At 69.3% G+C, this 14,520-nt stretch carries 14 protein-coding genes; 5 read left to right on the forward strand and 9 right to left on the reverse strand.

Annotation, left to right across the window (positions count from 1 at the left end; translation table 11 throughout):
• Nucleotides 1-463: 463 nt before the first annotated feature.
• The gene (locus tag AC0WR5_RS11775) at nt 464-1,033 is read right to left on the reverse strand and encodes an HNH endonuclease (protein WP_475863339.1); all 570 of its coding nucleotides are present in this window, start codon (nt 1,031-1,033) and stop codon (nt 464-466) included.
• Nucleotides 1,034-1,719: 686 nt separating this feature from the next.
• Here AC0WR5_RS11775 and AC0WR5_RS11780 point away from each other — a divergent pair.
• Entirely contained in the window at nt 1,720-2,160 is a 441-nt protein-coding gene (locus AC0WR5_RS11780; RefSeq protein ID WP_475863341.1) for a VOC family protein, read from the forward strand.
• A 152-nt stretch (nt 2,161-2,312) separates the two neighbouring features.
• On the opposite strand, the gene AC0WR5_RS11785 is transcribed toward AC0WR5_RS11780, so the two are convergent.
• Genes AC0WR5_RS11785 through AC0WR5_RS11800 form a run of 4 tightly spaced genes read right to left on the reverse strand, consistent with a single transcriptional unit; the run spans nt 2,313 to nt 5,366 of the window.
• Nucleotides 2,313-2,978, reverse strand: coding sequence for an alpha/beta hydrolase (locus tag AC0WR5_RS11785; protein ID WP_475863342.1), 666 nt, complete (start codon nt 2,976-2,978; stop codon nt 2,313-2,315).
• Nucleotides 2,975-3,604, reverse strand: coding sequence for a DNA-3-methyladenine glycosylase family protein (locus AC0WR5_RS11790; RefSeq protein ID WP_475863343.1), 630 nt, complete (start codon nt 3,602-3,604; stop codon nt 2,975-2,977). The genes AC0WR5_RS11785 and AC0WR5_RS11790 overlap by 4 nt, the downstream gene beginning before the upstream one ends.
• Entirely contained in the window at nt 3,601-4,329 is a 729-nt protein-coding gene (locus tag AC0WR5_RS11795; RefSeq protein ID WP_475863344.1) for a cobalt-precorrin-6A reductase, read from the reverse strand. Before AC0WR5_RS11795 ends, AC0WR5_RS11790 begins: the two co-directional genes overlap by 4 nt.
• On the reverse strand, nt 4,326-5,366 hold the full coding sequence (locus AC0WR5_RS11800) for a cobalt-precorrin-5B (C(1))-methyltransferase (RefSeq protein WP_475863345.1): 1,041 nt from the start codon (nt 5,364-5,366) through the stop codon (nt 4,326-4,328). Before AC0WR5_RS11800 ends, AC0WR5_RS11795 begins: the two co-directional genes overlap by 4 nt.
• A 288-nt stretch (nt 5,367-5,654) precedes the next feature.
• Here AC0WR5_RS11800 and cobA point away from each other — a divergent pair, with 288 nt between their 5' ends.
• Nucleotides 5,655-6,503 carry a uroporphyrinogen-III C-methyltransferase gene (gene cobA / locus AC0WR5_RS11805; RefSeq protein ID WP_475863347.1) on the forward strand — a complete coding sequence of 283 codons (849 nt, stop codon included), beginning with the start codon at nt 5,655-5,657 and terminating at the stop codon, nt 6,501-6,503.
• Entirely contained in the window at nt 6,500-7,786 is a 1,287-nt protein-coding gene (locus AC0WR5_RS11810) for a cobyrinate a,c-diamide synthase (RefSeq protein ID WP_475863348.1), read from the forward strand. The genes cobA and AC0WR5_RS11810 overlap by 4 nt, the downstream gene beginning before the upstream one ends.
• A 144-nt stretch (nt 7,787-7,930) precedes the next feature.
• Here AC0WR5_RS11810 and AC0WR5_RS11815 read toward each other — a convergent pair whose 3' ends face one another.
• A complete protein-coding gene (locus tag AC0WR5_RS11815) occupies nt 7,931-9,049 on the reverse strand; it encodes an NAD(P)-dependent alcohol dehydrogenase (protein WP_475863350.1) in 1,119 nt (372 codons plus the stop codon).
• 293 nt (nt 9,050-9,342) lie between these two features.
• Here AC0WR5_RS11815 and AC0WR5_RS11820 point away from each other — a divergent pair, with 293 nt between their 5' ends.
• Together AC0WR5_RS11820 and cutA are read left to right on the forward strand one after the other, a co-directional pair.
• Nucleotides 9,343-10,584 (forward strand): MFS transporter, encoded by a 1,242-nt coding sequence (locus AC0WR5_RS11820; RefSeq protein WP_475863351.1) that lies wholly within the window; start codon nt 9,343-9,345, stop codon nt 10,582-10,584.
• Nucleotides 10,581-10,904 (forward strand): divalent cation tolerance protein CutA, encoded by a 324-nt coding sequence (gene cutA / locus AC0WR5_RS11825; protein WP_475863353.1) that lies wholly within the window; start codon nt 10,581-10,583, stop codon nt 10,902-10,904. Before AC0WR5_RS11820 ends, cutA begins: the two co-directional genes overlap by 4 nt.
• Nucleotides 10,905-10,916: 12 nt before the next feature.
• Here the strand turns inward: cutA and AC0WR5_RS11830 are convergent, their stop codons facing one another.
• From AC0WR5_RS11830 to cimA, 3 genes are read right to left on the reverse strand one after another with little or no spacing between them, the layout of a single operon-like run.
• Nucleotides 10,917-11,729, reverse strand: a complete 813-nt coding sequence (locus AC0WR5_RS11830) for a squalene/phytoene synthase family protein (RefSeq protein WP_475863354.1) — start codon at nt 11,727-11,729, stop codon at nt 10,917-10,919.
• Entirely contained in the window at nt 11,695-12,687 is a 993-nt protein-coding gene (locus tag AC0WR5_RS11835) for an alpha/beta hydrolase (protein WP_475863356.1), read from the reverse strand. The genes AC0WR5_RS11830 and AC0WR5_RS11835 overlap by 35 nt, the downstream gene beginning before the upstream one ends.
• A 15-nt stretch (nt 12,688-12,702) precedes the next feature.
• A complete protein-coding gene (cimA, locus tag AC0WR5_RS11840; RefSeq protein ID WP_475863358.1) occupies nt 12,703-14,322 on the reverse strand; it encodes a citramalate synthase in 1,620 nt (539 codons plus the stop codon).
• Nucleotides 14,323-14,520 lie beyond the last annotated feature (198 nt).

A 14,520-nucleotide genomic window follows, 5' to 3' on the forward strand; every position in this document is an offset into this window, starting at 1 on the left:
GCCTGAAAAGGCCGGATTCCAACGTCGGTATTACGTCGGTATTGCGTCGGTATCGCGTCGGTGCGAAATCGGCCTGTCCGGGCCGCCGCGGCGCGGGGCAACCGGCGCCGGATCGGGCCCCAGATTGGCGCCGCATGGGGTCGAGTTTTAGGGTTCGGAATGGGAAAGGGCCGGCGAGATCGCGAGACCTCAGCCAGCCCTTTCGGCGCGAACGAACCCTTCCCCAAGACATCCGCCCGCGACGGCCCGCCGGGGTCTCCTTCCGCGAGACCACCGGCAGGTTCAGGTGCCTCCCGAGTGCCGCGGCAGACCCCGGACGGGGATCCGCCACCGACCCGGCAGCTTTCCGCCCATCCTTCCCGGAAGACGTGCACCGCGAAAGCATGACCCGACGGCATCGCGGAGGCGCCCCGGCGTCACCCTGCGAAGGCGCGCCCAGCGGGCGGGCGCGGCGGGTGCGAAATCATTCCTCGAGTTCAGATCCCCAGTAGAGGAAATCGAGCCAGGACTGATGCAGCTCGCTGGTCCGGAAGGAGAGCTTGCGGGCCACGGCGTCGAGCTGACGCACCGAGGGCTCGTAGGGCGGGCGCAGCAGCTTCATGCGGGCCTGGGAGGGGGTGCGGTTGGCCTTGCGCAGGTTGTCGGCCTCGCAGGCGGTCACGATGTTGGTCCAGGAGGTGCCGCCGCCCTTGCTGCGCGGGATCACGTGGTCGAAGGTCAGCTGCTTGGCCGGGAACTGCTCGCCGCAGTACTGGCAGCGGAATCCGTCGCGCAGGAAGACATGGTAGCGGGTGAAGGAGACCTTCTTGCGCTTGCGATAGCTCTTTAGGGCGACGACCGAAGGCACTTCGAAGGTCTGGCTGGCGGAATGCACCCGCACCTCCTCGTAGGCCTTGATCTGCAGCACCCGCTCCTGGTGGACGGCAACGAAGGCGTCCTGCCAGTTCCAGACCGAGAGCGGCGCCCAGGAGAGCGGCTGCATGTCGGCATTGAGGACAAGTGTCCGCAGGTTCCCGACGGGTTGATGCATCATGCCGATACCCTTTCCGGCGATTGGGCCGGCCGCGGGAGAGATCCCGTGCCGGCGGTCCTTGACGTGAATGGCCGGGCCCTCCGAAGCCCGCCGCGAAAGAGGCCCCCGCGCCGCGGGCTGCGGCGCGATGAGCGGTTTGAAGGGCAACAAAAAAGGCGCGTGAAACACACGCGCCTCGGGGTCATCCTGTCTGTGGTCACCGGCACCATCCGGGCCCGTATCGGCATCCGCAGATGCAGCCGCATCGGGCGCGGACTGCTCTCTGGCCGCCTGGTGAGGGCGCGCAGGAGCGGCCTGCTGCCCGGTCGGTCTATCTCGGCCTGCGGCCGCCCGGACCGGTGGCCTCCGCGACGATCACCGGCACGACCAGCGCACAGCTCAGGACGCAGATCGGGGATCCGCCCCGGCGCCCGCTGCCGTCCTGTCCGTGATCTTTCGCCTTCCCGCATCCGGCCCTCCGCCGTTCTGCTGTTCCGCCGATCCGATACCTGCCCACCGGCATTCTACGCCGAGGGCATGAAAAAACTATATATCGCGTGTCTCGCCTGACAAGCCCCATGATATACAGCGACCTGCCAAAGCCATACCCGCGCCGCGTAACGCCCAAATGACAATCGGCGCCCTGCCTGTCCTTGCCCCGAGGCGCGCGCCCCCTAGCTCAATCCTATCAGACGAGAGGTTTTGCCATGGATCAGATCCTTCCCTCGGAGACCCTGCGCCCCGGCGCGATCCTGGAAACTGCGCTCTATGCCGAGGATCTCGATGCGGCCGAGGCCTTCTATACCGGCGTGCTCGGCCTGGAGAAGATCGCCCGCGCCGGCGACAGGCACCTGTTCTGCCGGATCGGTCGGCAGATGCTGCTGCTCTTCAACCCCGCCCGCACGGTGACCGGCGGCGACGATCCGGCGATGCCGGTGCCGCCGCACGGCGCCACGGGACAGGGGCATATCTGCTTTGCCGCCAGCGCGGCCGAGATCCACGCCTGGGCCGAACGGCTCGAGGTCTCGGGCCATCCGATCGAGGCCGATTTCCACTGGCCGGGCGGGGCGCGCTCGATCTATGTCCGCGACCCTGCCGGCAACTCGCTGGAATTCGCCGAACCCCGGTTGTGGTTCCCCGAGGAGTGACGGCAGCGCGGCCCGGATCTCGTGATCGAGTATTTTCAGAAAGATGAATGAGGGCGGGATGCCCGTGTTTCATCTTTCCGGACAATACTCCGGGGGGGGCAGCCGCAGGCTGATGGGGGCAGAGCCCCCTTGCCTTGCCTATGGCAAGCGCCTCAGAACCCGCACTTGTCGCGCAGGAAGGCCAGCGCCACCGAGAGGCCATCCGGCGCGATGCCATGGGCCGTGCCCTTCATGATATGGGCAAAGACCTCCTTGAAGCCCGCCTGCTGCAGCGCCTCGGCGGCAGCGGGCAGGCTGGCGGGATCAACCACCGGGTCCTCGTCGCCGTGCACAAGCAGCACGGGCATGCGGCTCTGCACCTCGTCGACGAGCATCTCGGGGCGGATCAGCCGGCCCGAGAAGGCCACCACGCCCGCCACCGGATCCTCGCGCCGGGGCGCGACCTGCAGCGACATCATCGTGCCCTGGGAAAAGCCGAAGAGCGCCACCTGTTCCGGCAGCAGGTCCTCGTCGACCATCAGCGCATCGAGAAAGGCGTTCAGGTCGTCCGCGGCCGCGAGCAGCCCACGTTCGGCCTCCTCCTCGGAGGAGCCATCCATCCAGGGGATCGGGAACCACTGGTAGCCGAAGGGCGCGCCGGGGATGCTCTCGGGGGCATCCGGGGCCACGAACATCGTGTCGGGCAGGTGTTCGCCCAGCACGTCGGCCAGCCCCAGCAGATCGGCCCCGTTGGCGCCATAGCCATGCAGGAAGACCACCGCCGAGCGCGTCTCGCCCGAAACCGGTGCCTTCTTCTCTGCCTGCAGAACCCGTGTCATAGCATCCCCTCTCTGTTCTTCTCGGCGCGGTAGAAGCTCCAGAGCATCCGCGCCGCAACGCCCCGCCAGGGGCTCCATCGCGCGCCCAGGGCGCGCAGCGCCCCCTCGGTCGGGCGCGCGTCCAAGCCGTAGAGCAGCCGGGCGGCCTCCTGCAAGGCCAGATCGCCCGCGGGCAGCACATCGGCCCGGCCGAGCGCCGTGGTGGCATAGATCTCGGCCGTCCAGCGCCCGATCCCGGGCAGCGCCACGAGGCGGGTGATGACCTCCTCGTCGGGCAGCGTGGCAAGGGCGTCGAAACCGGTGCCCGAGCCGGCGATGGCCAGGGCATAGCGGATCTTTGGGCGCGAGAGGCCGCAGGCGCGCAGGCCCTCCTCGCCGGCCTCCGTCACGGCGGTTTCGCTGGTCAGGCACGCGGCCTCGAGCCGCGCCCAGATGGCCGCGGCGGAGGCGGTGGAGACCTGCTGGCCGGTGATCGCCTGCAGGAGCGTGGCAAAGCCCGGCGCGCGGCGCCGGAGCGGCGGCAGGGGCAGTGTCTCGGCGAGGCGCGCCATGGCGGGATCGATGGTGGCAAGAGCCGCGACGCCCTCGGCCAGCACGCCTTCGTCGGTGAGGATGCGGGAGATCACGGCACCAACGCCCAGGCAAGGGCCTCTTCGACGGTGGAGAGGCAGGTGACGCGCTCGGGGAGCGGCGGGCGGTCGATGAGCAGCACCGGGAGCGCGAGCGCGCGGGCGGAATCGAGCTTGGCCCGGCCGCCCGCGCCGCCGGAATCCTTTGCGATCAGCCACTGGATGCCGAGGTCACGGAAGAGATGGGTCTCGCTCTCGACCGTGAAGGGCGGCCGACCGACGTGAAAGCCGCCGTTCGGGAAGGGAAAGGGCGCCTCGGGCGGGTCGATCACGCGCAGGGTCAGGTGGCGGCCCGCGAGGCCGGCATAGCGCGGCAGGGTCTGACGGCCGGTGGCGAGAAAGACCCGGGCGCCGGGGGGGATGTGCCGGGCGGCCTCCTCTTCGGCCCCGATGCGGCGCCAGTCGTCGCCCGGGCCGGGCTGCCAGCCGGGACGGCGCAGCACCGCATGGGGCAGCCCAAGGTCGGCGCAGACACGGGCGGTGCGCGCGGTGATCCGGGCGGCGAAGGGATGGGTGGCGTCGAGCACGGCGGTGATGCCCGCCTCGCGCAGGAAGGCCCGAAACGGCGCCTCGCCGCCAAATCCGCCGATCCGGGTGGGCAGCGCCTGGGGTGCGGGGCGGCGCACCGCGCCCGCCAGCGAGACGAGGGCGGGCGTGCCCGCCTGAGCGAGCCGGCCCGCCAGTTGCCGGGCCTCGAAGGTGCCGCCGAGGAGCAGGATCATCCGGCGCGCCCCACGATCGTGCCCTTGCGGTCGATCACCACGACATCGGCCGAGATACCTTCGGGCAGGCGGCGGCGCATCTCGGCCAGCGCCTCCTCGGCCACCCAGGTGCCGAAGCGCGGCCCGAGGGTTTCGAGCACCTGCAGGGCCGTGTTCATCTGCGCCACCTCGGGCGCCTCGAGCGCCCGGGAGAGCGCCGCGAAATCCACCTGCGAGCGGCCCGAGTGCAGATCCCCTGCCCCCTGGGCCAGCTTGGTGAGCTTGCCCACGCCGCCACCGATGGTGACATGGGGCAGCGGATGGGCGGCGATGTATTTCAGCATGCCGCCGGCGAAATCGCCCATGTCGAGCATGGCATGATCGGGCAGGTCATGGAGCCCCTGCACCACCTTTTCCGACGTCGCACCGGTGCAGCCGGCCACCCGCGGCAGGCCGGCGGCGCGGGCCACGTCGACACCGCGGTGGATCGAGGCGATCCAGGCGGCGCAGGAGAAGGGCCGCACGATGCCGGTGGTGCCCAGGATCGAGAGCCCGCCCTCGATCCCGAGGCGGGGATTCCAGGTTTGCGCGGCGAGCGCGGCGCCGCCGGCGACGGAAACCCGGATCTCGGCGTCGAGATCATGGCCGAAGCGGGCGGCGAGATCGCGCAGCTGCTCCTCCATCATCTGGCGCGGCACCGGGTTGATCGCGGGTTCTCCCGGCGGGATCGGCAGGCCGGGACGGGTGACCATGCCCACGCCTTCGCCGGCGCTGAAGCGGATGCCCTGCCCGCCCGGGATCACCCGCGTGGTGATCGCCGCACCATGGGTCACGTCGGGGTCGTCGCCGGCATCCTTGATCACCGTCGCCTCGGCCCAGCCGGGTCCCGTGGCGACATGTTCGATGTCGAAGACCGGCGTCTCGCCCCGCGGCAGGGTGATCTGCACCCGGTCCGGCGCCGCATCCCAGAGCGCGAGCAGCGCCGCCCGCAGGGCAGCGGTGGCGCAGGCGCCCGTGGTCCAGCCACGGCGGAGAGGTCCGGAGGGTTTGCGGCTCATGCGCCGGATCATAGGGGCGCGGGCGGCGAGTGCCATGCCAAATCCGAGGGTGACAAATCGGAGGGGGCAAATCGGAGCGTGGCAAATCGGCGGGCGCCGAGGGGGCTCTGCCCCCAGGGGCCTGCGGCCCCTTCCCCCGGGATATTTCCGGCCAGATGAGGGGAGCCGGTTCCACGCCGGGCTGCTGGGCCGGAATTCCGTTCGGCGGCGGGGGCATGGCCCGGGGATCATGATCCTGATTGCGCGGGTGGGCTTTTCCTGCCCCCGGGGAACGGGCATATTGGGGGCATGCATGACTCACCGCTTCCCATGGCCGACTGGCCCGATTTCGAACCCGGATGGGTCTGGCTCTGCGGGGCCGGGCCGGGCGATCCGGGGCTTTTGACGCTGCATGCGCTGAACGCGCTGCGCCAGGCCGACGTGGTGATCTATGACGCCCTGGTCTCGGATGCGATCCTTGGCTGGGCGCCGCAGGCAGAGCTGATCTATGCCGGCAAGCGGGGCGGCAAGCCCTCGGCGAAGCAACGCGACATTTCCCTGCGGCTGGTGGACCTGGCGCGCGAGGGCAAGCGGGTGCTGCGGCTGAAGGGCGGCGATCCCTTCGTCTTTGGCCGGGGCGGCGAAGAGGCGCAGACGCTGATCCAGCATGGCATCAACGTGCGCATCATCCCCGGCATTTCCGCGGGCATCGGCGGGCTGGCCTATGCCGGCATCCCGGTGACCCATCGCGATGTGAACCAGTCCGTCACCTTCGTGACCGGCCACGACCAGACCGGCGAGGCGCCCACCAGCCTGAACTGGAAGGCGATTGCCGAGGGGGCGCAGGTGCTGGTGATCTACATGGGCATGAAACATGCCAAGCGGATTGCCGATGCGCTGCTGGAGGCGGGGCGCGATGCGGATGAGCCGGCCGCCGTGGTCTGCAATGCCACGACCCCGGACCAGCAGGTGCTGGAGACGACGCTGGGGCGCATGGCCGAGGATCTGGAGGACAGCGGGCTGCAACCGCCGGCGATCCTCTGCATCGGGCGCTCGGTGCTGATGCGGCAGGTGCTCGACTGGCAGGCGCTGGCGGGCGGCGTGGCGCCACGCAACCTGGACCCGCTGGAGCGCGGGCTGCCGGCAGAGGTGTCGTGAAGGGGCTGATCCTGGCCGCCCCCTCATCGGGCGCGGGCAAGACCACGGTGACCCTTGCCGCCCTGCGGCTGTTGCGACAGCGGGGCCTGCGCGTGGCCGGCGCCAAATCCGGCCCCGATTACATCGATCCGAAATTCCACGAGGCTGCCTGTGGTGCGCCCTGTCTGAACCTTGACGCCTGGGCGATGGGGCCGGCGCGGCTGCGGGCGCTGGCGGGGCGCAGCGCGGCGCAGATGCTGGTGATCGAGGGGGCCATGGGCCTTTTCGACGGGGCGCCACCCGCGGGGCGCGGGGCGGTGGCGGATATCGCGCGCAGCCTTCACCTGCCGGTGGTTCTGGTGGTGGATGCGGCGAAGATGGCGCAGAGCGTGGCGCCGCTGGTGGCCGGGTTCGCGCGGCATGATCCCGGGGTGCGTGTGGCCGGCGTGATCCTGAACAGGGTGGGCAGTGCGCGGCACGCCGCCATGCTGCGTGCGGCGCTGGCGCCCCTGGGCCTGCCGGTGCTGGGCTGTCTGCCGCGCCGCGCCGACCTGGCTCTGCCCTCGCGGCACCTGGGCCTGGTGCAGGCGGGCGAGATGGGTGAACTCGACGATTTCCTGGACCGCGCCGCAGCGGCGCTCGAGACCGGCGTGCCGGGAGACCGGCCGCTGGACCTGGAGGCGCTGACCGCTCTGGCCGGGGAGATCGAGGCAGGCGAGGCGCCGATGGTGGCGCCGCCGGCGCAGGTGATTGCCGTGGCGCAGGACCGGGCCTTTGCCTTTGCCTATCCGCATCTGCTGGGCGACTGGCGCGCGGCGGGGGCCGAGATCAGGTTCTTCTCTCCACTGGCCGACGAGCCGGTGCCGGAGGCGGATTTCACCTATCTGCCCGGGGGTTACCCGGAGCTGCATGCCGGCAAACTCTCTGCAAACCGGGTATTTTTGCAAAGTCTTTGCAAACATGCCGAGGGGCGTCCGGTGTTCGGGGAATGCGGCGGCTACATGGTGCTGGGCGACGGGTTGGTGGATGCCGACGGGACGCGGCACGGGATGGCCGGGCTGCTGCGGCTGGAGACCTCCTTTGAGCGGCGGAAACTACACCTGGGCTATCGCAGCCTTCAGGCCGGGGCCGGGCCGATGGCGGGCGCATGGGCCGGGCATGAATTCCACTATGCGACCACGCTGAAGGCCGAGGGCGAGACGCTGTTTCAGGCGCAGGATGCCGAGGGCAGCGCCCTGCCCCCTATGGGCCTGCGGCAGGGCCATGTGAGCGGCAGTTTCGCCCATCTGATCGACCGGGCGTGACGACAGGCGCCCGAGGCCACGGCACCAGGCCGCCGGAGGGCGACAGTAAAAAGGCGCCCCCGCGAGGAGGCGCCTTTCGTCATTCCGAGTGTCCCAACCCGAAACCGGCGCCCGGACGGGCCGGACGCCCTGGTGCTTGCCGTCTCAGAAGACCAGGACCGGCTTCAGAACCTTGCCGCTCGCCTGATCCTCGACGGCGTCGTTGATCTTGTTGAAGGGATAGGTGGCGATGAGCTTTTGAAGGGGGAACTTGCCCTGGCGGAAGTACTCGTACATCTCGGGGATGAAGACATCGGGAGTGCTGTCGCCCTCGAGGATCGCCTTTATGGTCAAGCCGCCGGAGAGGAAACCGAAGAGCGAGAGCGGCAGCTCGGACGCGGGATCGCGCGGCACGCCGATCATGCCGAGGGTGCCGTGCACGGCCATGGCCGCCAGCGCGGCCTCGAGCACCGGCAGCACGGCAGTGGTGTCGACGGCATAGTCGAGGCCGCGGGGCACGATGGCGCGGATTGCCTCGGTGACATCGCCGGCGGAAGGGTCGATCGCATGCGTGGCGCCCAGTTCCAGCGCCAGCTTGCGCCGCGCCTCGACCGGTTCGACCACGATGATCGGGGAGCAGCCGCGCACCACGGCGCCCATGACGGCGCTCATGCCGACGGCCCCGCCGCCGAAGACGCCGAGGGCCCGGCCGGCCTGGGCATCGAGCGAGTTGATCACGGCGCCGGCGCCGGTCTGGACGCCGCAGCCGAGAGGCGCGGCCATCGTCAGGTCGGCATCATCGGGCAGCCTGACGCAGTTGCGCTGGTTGGCGACGGCGTAACTGGCAAAGGAGGACTGACCGAAGAAGGCACCGGTGATCTCTTGGTCGTGGCCATGATCGTGGCCGTGGCGACAGATCGTGCGGCTGCCGTCGGGGCGGGCGCCGGCATAGTTCATCTGCGCCTGCTTCTCGCAGTACATCACGTCGCCGCGCCGGCAGTTCTCGCATTCGCCGCAATAGGCCATGGTCATGACGACCTTGTCGCCGACCTTGAACTTGGTGACGTCCTTGCCGACCTTCTCGACGATGCCGGCGCCCTCGTGGCCGAGCACCACCGGGAAGGCCAGCGGAATCGACTCGTGCTGCACCGCGAGGTCGGTGTGGCAGAGGCCGACGGCTTCGATGCGCACGAGAATCTCGTCGTCCGCGGGGCCGTGAAGGTCGAGCGTCTCGATTTCGAAGGGCGCGTGCGCCTTGTTGATGACGGCTGCTGTGATTTCCATTTCGGGCTCCTGTCGCAGGGTCTGCCCCCGGCCGTGCAGCGCCGGAACAGCGCGCCCACCGGGAAGTTCCGCAGGAAAATTAGGCCGCTGCATACAAATGTGCACCGTTCCATTTCGCCACAGCTCCTGTGCACTATCGCACGTATACGTGATTTTATAACACTCCCTTTCAGTGACTTGCAGACCACCACCCTGCCCCCTCCGCGAAAATGCACATGTTCAGGAACGGTTCCGGAGGCGCGCGCCGCGGATAGGACTTGCCCGAGGCCTGCGCAGGCTCTACCGGTTTCGCCATGACAGACCAGATCACCGATGCGCCCCCCGCCCCGCCCGACGACCGCCGCGCCCGCAAGAACGTGGTGGTGCTCGTCATGGCGCAGGCGCTGCTGGGCGCCCAGATGCCGATGCTGTTCACCATCGGAGGGCTGGCAGGGCAGAGCCTGGCGCCCAATCCCTGCTTTGCCACGCTGCCGATCTCGCTGATCGTGCTGGGCTCGATGCTGGCGGCCACGCCGGTCTCGGCGGTGATGCAGCGGTTCGGGCGGCGTACCGGGTTCCTGACCGGCGCGGGGTTCGGCGCGCTCGGCACGATCATCGGCGCGATCGGCCTCTACCAGGCCTCCTTCGGGATCTTCCTGGCAGGATCCCTGCTGACCGGTGTCTACATGTCGGCGCAGGGGTTCTACCGCTTCGCCGCCACCGATACCGCCTCTGCCACCTTCCGCCCCAAGGCGATCTCCTATGTCATGGCCGGCGGCCTGGCGGCGGCGATCATCGGGCCGCAACTGGTGAAGGTGACGGCGGATGCCATGGTGATCCCCTTCCTGGGCACCTACCTGACGATGATCGTGATCAACCTCTGCGCGCCGATCCTGTTCTATTTCCTGGACATCCCGAAACCGCCCGCGCCGGCCCATGACGCCCCCGCCGGGCGGACCCGCTGGCAGATGATCCGCACCCCGCGCATCGCGGTGGCGATCATCTGTGCCATGGTCAGCTATGCGCTGATGAACCTGGTGATGACCTCGACCCCGCTGGCAGTGGTGGGCTGTGGATACGACAAGGCAGATGCCGCGAATGTGGTCACAAGCCACGTGCTGGCCATGTATATCCCCAGCTTCTTCACCGGCGCATTGATCAACCGCTTCGGCGTGGAGAGGATCATGGCCATCGGGCTGGCGATCCTGGCCACCGCCGGGGTGGCCGGCATGCAGGGCGTTGACCTGAGCAACTTCTTCATCACGCTGGTCCTGCTGGGGATCGGCTGGAACTTCGGCTTCATCGGGGCGACGACCATGCTGGCAGGGGCACATACACCGGAGGAACGCGGCCGGATCCAGGGCCTGAACGACCTGATCGTCTTCGGCGGCGTGACCTTTGCCTCGCTGGCCTCTGGCGGGCTGATGAATTGCAGCGGTGGCGGCCCCGAGGCGGGCTGGTACGCGGTGAACATGGCGATGATCCCGCTGCTGGCACTGGCGGGCGGCGCGTTGATCTGGCTGGTGATGCGGCCCAGGGACGAGGCCGCGGCATGATCCTGGAGGTCGAGGTGATGTGTCCCACGCGATCCTCGGCCGACCGGATTGCCAGTGCCCTGCTGAAGGCCCGGCTGATCGGCAGCGCCAGCCGCGGCGACACGGTGCTGAGGCTGTCCCATGACGGCGAGGACCTGACCCAGAGCGAGGAGGTGGTGCTGCGCCTGCGCACCCTGCCCGAGCTGGGCGACCGGGTGGAGAATGCGATCACCGAGATGCACCCGCACGAGGTGCCGATGATCCTGCGCCATTCCGTCTGGGCCAACGCCAGCTATACCGCCTGGCTTGCGCTCGAGGTGGCGGGCGCCAGCCGGGACTAGCCTGCCACCGAGCTACCAGCGCCCTGTCAGCGAGACACGCATCAGGGCGACGCGTTCCGCGAAGGGCGAGAGCGCCAGGGCGCCCTGCTTGACCCGGCCAGGCTCGCGCGCGGCCAGTTTCAACAGGCCTTGGGCCTCCGGCAGCGCAAAGAGCAGCGGCGCCACCGGTTTTGCCACGCGGGCGCGGCGGCGGCGCGCCGCGGCGATCCGGTCGAGCCCCTCGCGGGCCAGCATTTGCACGGTTTCGGGGCGACCATCGGGCAAGGGATAGCGGCCGGAACTCTCGAGCGCGGGCACGGCGCGGAACCAGTTGGCCAGGCCCATGGCAAAGCCCGCGTCGGCGGCGACTTCCTCGTCCAGGGGGCTGCCCAGCATCAGGGCGCCGGCGCGCAGCAGGTTGCCGGAGGTGGCATCGAGGTAGCGGCGGAAATGGATCTCGTCCTCGAAGGGTTCCTTCCAGACGTCCCAGCGGCGGGCCTCGATCAGCGCATCGAGCGGCGCCGTGCCGGACGCGGGCAGCCGGTGAAAGAGCGGCGTGACCACCTCGTGGTGGCGCACCCCCTCGCCCTTCTCGATCTCTTCCAGCGCGTCACGCCACCATTGCAGGCGCATCTCGGCGATCATCGGCTCCTGGGTGACCCAGGGCGCGCGGGCGACCTCGATGTTGAAGGCATAGAGCGGAAAGAGCGACAGCCGTGCCGGCACCGGGGCCGCCATGACGGTGCGGAACCGCTCGGGATCGCCGCGTTCGACGAGGCCGGCACAGGCCGTCAGGTCTTCTGTCCAGGCGTCATTCCGGTTGGGGCTGGTCGCTGTATCCGGCAAGGAACTCTCCGATGGCTTGCGGCGTGTCGGGGGCATTGACCACGTCGAGGTGACCGACACCCGGCAAGAGCAGGTAACGCCCCTTGTCGGTGGCTGCAACCATCGCGGGCTGGTATTCCGCGGCGTCGAAGGCCTCGTCGGCCTCGCCCGCGATCAGCAGGAAGGGCGGCAGCGCAGAGAGATCGCCGCCATAGTCGTTGCGCGGCGCGAGGGACTGGTTCAGCCGCCAGGAATAGGCGGTGGTGGCCATGTCGCCCCGGGGCCCGTCGAGCACGGCGCGCGGCATGGCGAACTGGATCACCGTCAACCCGTCGAGCGCATGGATGCGCATGAGGTTCAGGATCGACAGCCCGATGATCCGGCGCAGCAGCACATGGGCCCAGCCGCTGTCCTGGCGGATCGTGGCGGAGCGGTAATGCAGGTAGGGCGCAAGGAGCACGGCACCGTCGATCATGTCGCGGTATTCGCCACCGGCAAAGCGGATGGCGAGACCGCCGCCGGAACTGTGCCCGGCCAGGATCACCTTTTGCCCCGGCCGCGCCCGGGCCGCGATCAGGTCGGCGATGTCTTCCTCCAGCTGTCCCATGTGGGCGATGTCGCCGCGGGGCCCGGGAAAGCCGCCGTGGCCACGCAGGTCGGGCACCAGGACATCGGCATGGCGCGCCAGCTGCGGCGCCAGGCCGTCGAACTGCGCCCCGTACCAGGCGGAACCATGCAGCAGGATGACGAGCGGCGCGCCGGGCGGGCCACCCAGCCCGCGCACCGGCATTTCGGTCCCGTCACGGGCAGTGACATGGCTGACGGGCAGCGGCGCGACGTCCTGCGCCAATTGCCCGCCGAACTCCATGCGCCCGCCGGAGAGCCTGCGGCGCGGGGGCTGCGACAGGATCATGACCAGCGCGATACCGATCATCATGAAAAGTGATATGATGATGAAAATCAGTATGTTGGCGATCATAGTTGATCCTTTGCATCAAGCCGTCTGAAGCTGGCTCGCGTGCAGCAGCTTCCAGGTGACGGCATCCACCAGCGCCTCGAAGGAGGCGTCGACGATGTTCGGGGAAACCCCCACGGTGGACCAGCGGCGACCCTCGCCGTCCTCGCTGTCGATGATGACACGGGTGACGGCCTCTGTCCCGCCCTGGGTGATGCGCACCTTGAAGTCGACAAGGCGCATGTCGTCGATGACGTTCTGGTACTTGCCCAGGTCCTTGGCCAGCGCCTTGGAGAGCGCGTTGACCGGGCCGCGGTCATTGCCCTGCGGATCGAGGCTCTCGGAGACCGAGAGATGCCGCTCGCCGTCGATGCGCACCACCACCACGGCCTCGGAGACCGAGACCATCTGCCCCCGGTCGTTGCGGCGGCGCTCGATGGTCACGCGGTAGCGGTCGACCTCGAAGAAAGTCGGGCACTGCCCCAGCTCGCGCCGCGCCAGCAGCTCGAAGCTGGCCTGGGCGCTGTCGTAGGTATAGCCCTTGTCCTCGCGCTCCTTCACCTCCGTCAGGATCCGCGCCAGCGCCGGATCGCCCTTTGGCACGTTCAGCCCGGCATCGGCCAGGCGGCGGCGCAGGTTCGACTGACCGGCCTGGTTCGACATCGGGATGATGCGCTCGTTGCCGACGATCGCGGGGTCGATGTGTTCGTAGGTCGAGGGATCCTTGAGGATGGCCGAGGCATGCAGCCCCGCCTTGTGCGCAAAGGCGGAAGAGCCGACGAAGGGCGCCTGTTTCACCGGCACGCGGTTCAGGATCTCGTCGAGCTTGCGGCTGATCGCGGTGAGATCGGCCAGCGCCGCGCGGCTGACGCCGGTCTCGTAGGTGCTGGCGTAGGGTTCCTTGAGCAGGAGCGTGGGGATCAGGGTGACGAGGTTCGCGTTGCCGCAACGCTCGCCCAGGCCGTTGAGCGTGCCCTGGATCTGACGGGCGCCGGCATCGACGGCGGCGAGGCTGCCGGCCACGGCATTGGCGGTGTCGTTGTGGGTATGGATGCCGAGACGGTCGCCCGGGGCGCCCGAGGCGATGACATCGCGGACGATCTCGCCGATTTCCACCGGCAGCGTGCCGCCGTTGGTATCGCAGAGCACCACCCATCGGGCGCCGGCATCGAGCGCGGCATGGACGCATTCCAGCGCATATTCGCGGTTGGCCTTCCAGCCGTCGAAGAAATGCTCGGCATCGAAGAGCGCCTCGCGGTTCTGTGCCACGAGATGGGCGACGGAGCGCGAGATGTTCTCGAGGTTTTCCCCGAGCGTGATGCCGAGGGCGGTGGTGACGTGGAAATCATGGGTCTTGCCGACAAGGCAGACGGCGGGGGTGCCGGCGTTGGTGACCGCGGCCAGCACGTCGTCGTTCTCGGCCGAGACACCGGCGCGCTTGGTCATGCCGAAGGCGGTCATGGTGGCGCGGGTCGCGGGGGCCGCGTCGAAAAAGGCGCTGTCGGTGGGGTTTGCCCCGGGCCAGCCGCCCTCGATGTAATCGAGGCCCAGGTCATCGAGCATCCGGGCGATGCGGAGCTTTTCCGGGGTGGAGAAGCTGACGCCCTGTGTCTGCTGCCCGTCGCGCAGCGTGGTGTCGTAGAGATAGAGACGTTCCATTTACAGCCCCTCCCCGGCTGGTTGTTCTGTCTGGCGCGGGGCGCGGCCGGTGCGGCGCGCCACGCCCGGGTCGCGCAGCGGCCCGGTCAGCCCCCGGGGCTTCGCCCGTTCGGCCCTGAAACCGTCCACCGGACGGTTTCCGAGACGGGCCTCACCCTCCAGGGAGGGGGCTTTCGCCCCCACCCGAGGCCGGGGGCC

The sequence above is a fragment of the Pseudooceanicola sp. DL12 genome (genome assembly GCF_056270665.1).

Coding starts and splice junctions, on each gene's coding strand:
- AC0WR5_RS11775 (WP_475863339.1), bottom strand. CDS start 1,033: ATGATGCATCAACCCGTCGGGAACCTGCGGACACTTGTCCTCAATGCC.
- AC0WR5_RS11780 (WP_475863341.1), top strand. CDS start 1,720: ATGGATCAGATCCTTCCCTCGGAGACCCTGCGCCCCGGCGCGATCCTG.
- AC0WR5_RS11785 (WP_475863342.1), bottom strand. CDS start 2,978: ATGACACGGGTTCTGCAGGCAGAGAAGAAGGCACCGGTTTCGGGCGAG.
- AC0WR5_RS11795 (WP_475863344.1), bottom strand. CDS start 4,329: ATGATCCTGCTCCTCGGCGGCACCTTCGAGGCCCGGCAACTGGCGGGC.
- AC0WR5_RS11800 (WP_475863345.1), bottom strand. CDS start 5,366: ATGAGCCGCAAACCCTCCGGACCTCTCCGCCGTGGCTGGACCACGGGC.
- cobA (WP_475863347.1), top strand. CDS start 5,655: ATGCATGACTCACCGCTTCCCATGGCCGACTGGCCCGATTTCGAACCC.
- AC0WR5_RS11815 (WP_475863350.1), bottom strand. CDS start 9,049: ATGGAAATCACAGCAGCCGTCATCAACAAGGCGCACGCGCCCTTCGAA.
- AC0WR5_RS11820 (WP_475863351.1), top strand. CDS start 9,343: ATGACAGACCAGATCACCGATGCGCCCCCCGCCCCGCCCGACGACCGC.
- cutA (WP_475863353.1), top strand. CDS start 10,581: ATGATCCTGGAGGTCGAGGTGATGTGTCCCACGCGATCCTCGGCCGAC.
- AC0WR5_RS11835 (WP_475863356.1), bottom strand. CDS start 12,687: ATGATCGCCAACATACTGATTTTCATCATCATATCACTTTTCATGATG.
- cimA (WP_475863358.1), bottom strand. CDS start 14,322: ATGGAACGTCTCTATCTCTACGACACCACGCTGCGCGACGGGCAGCAG.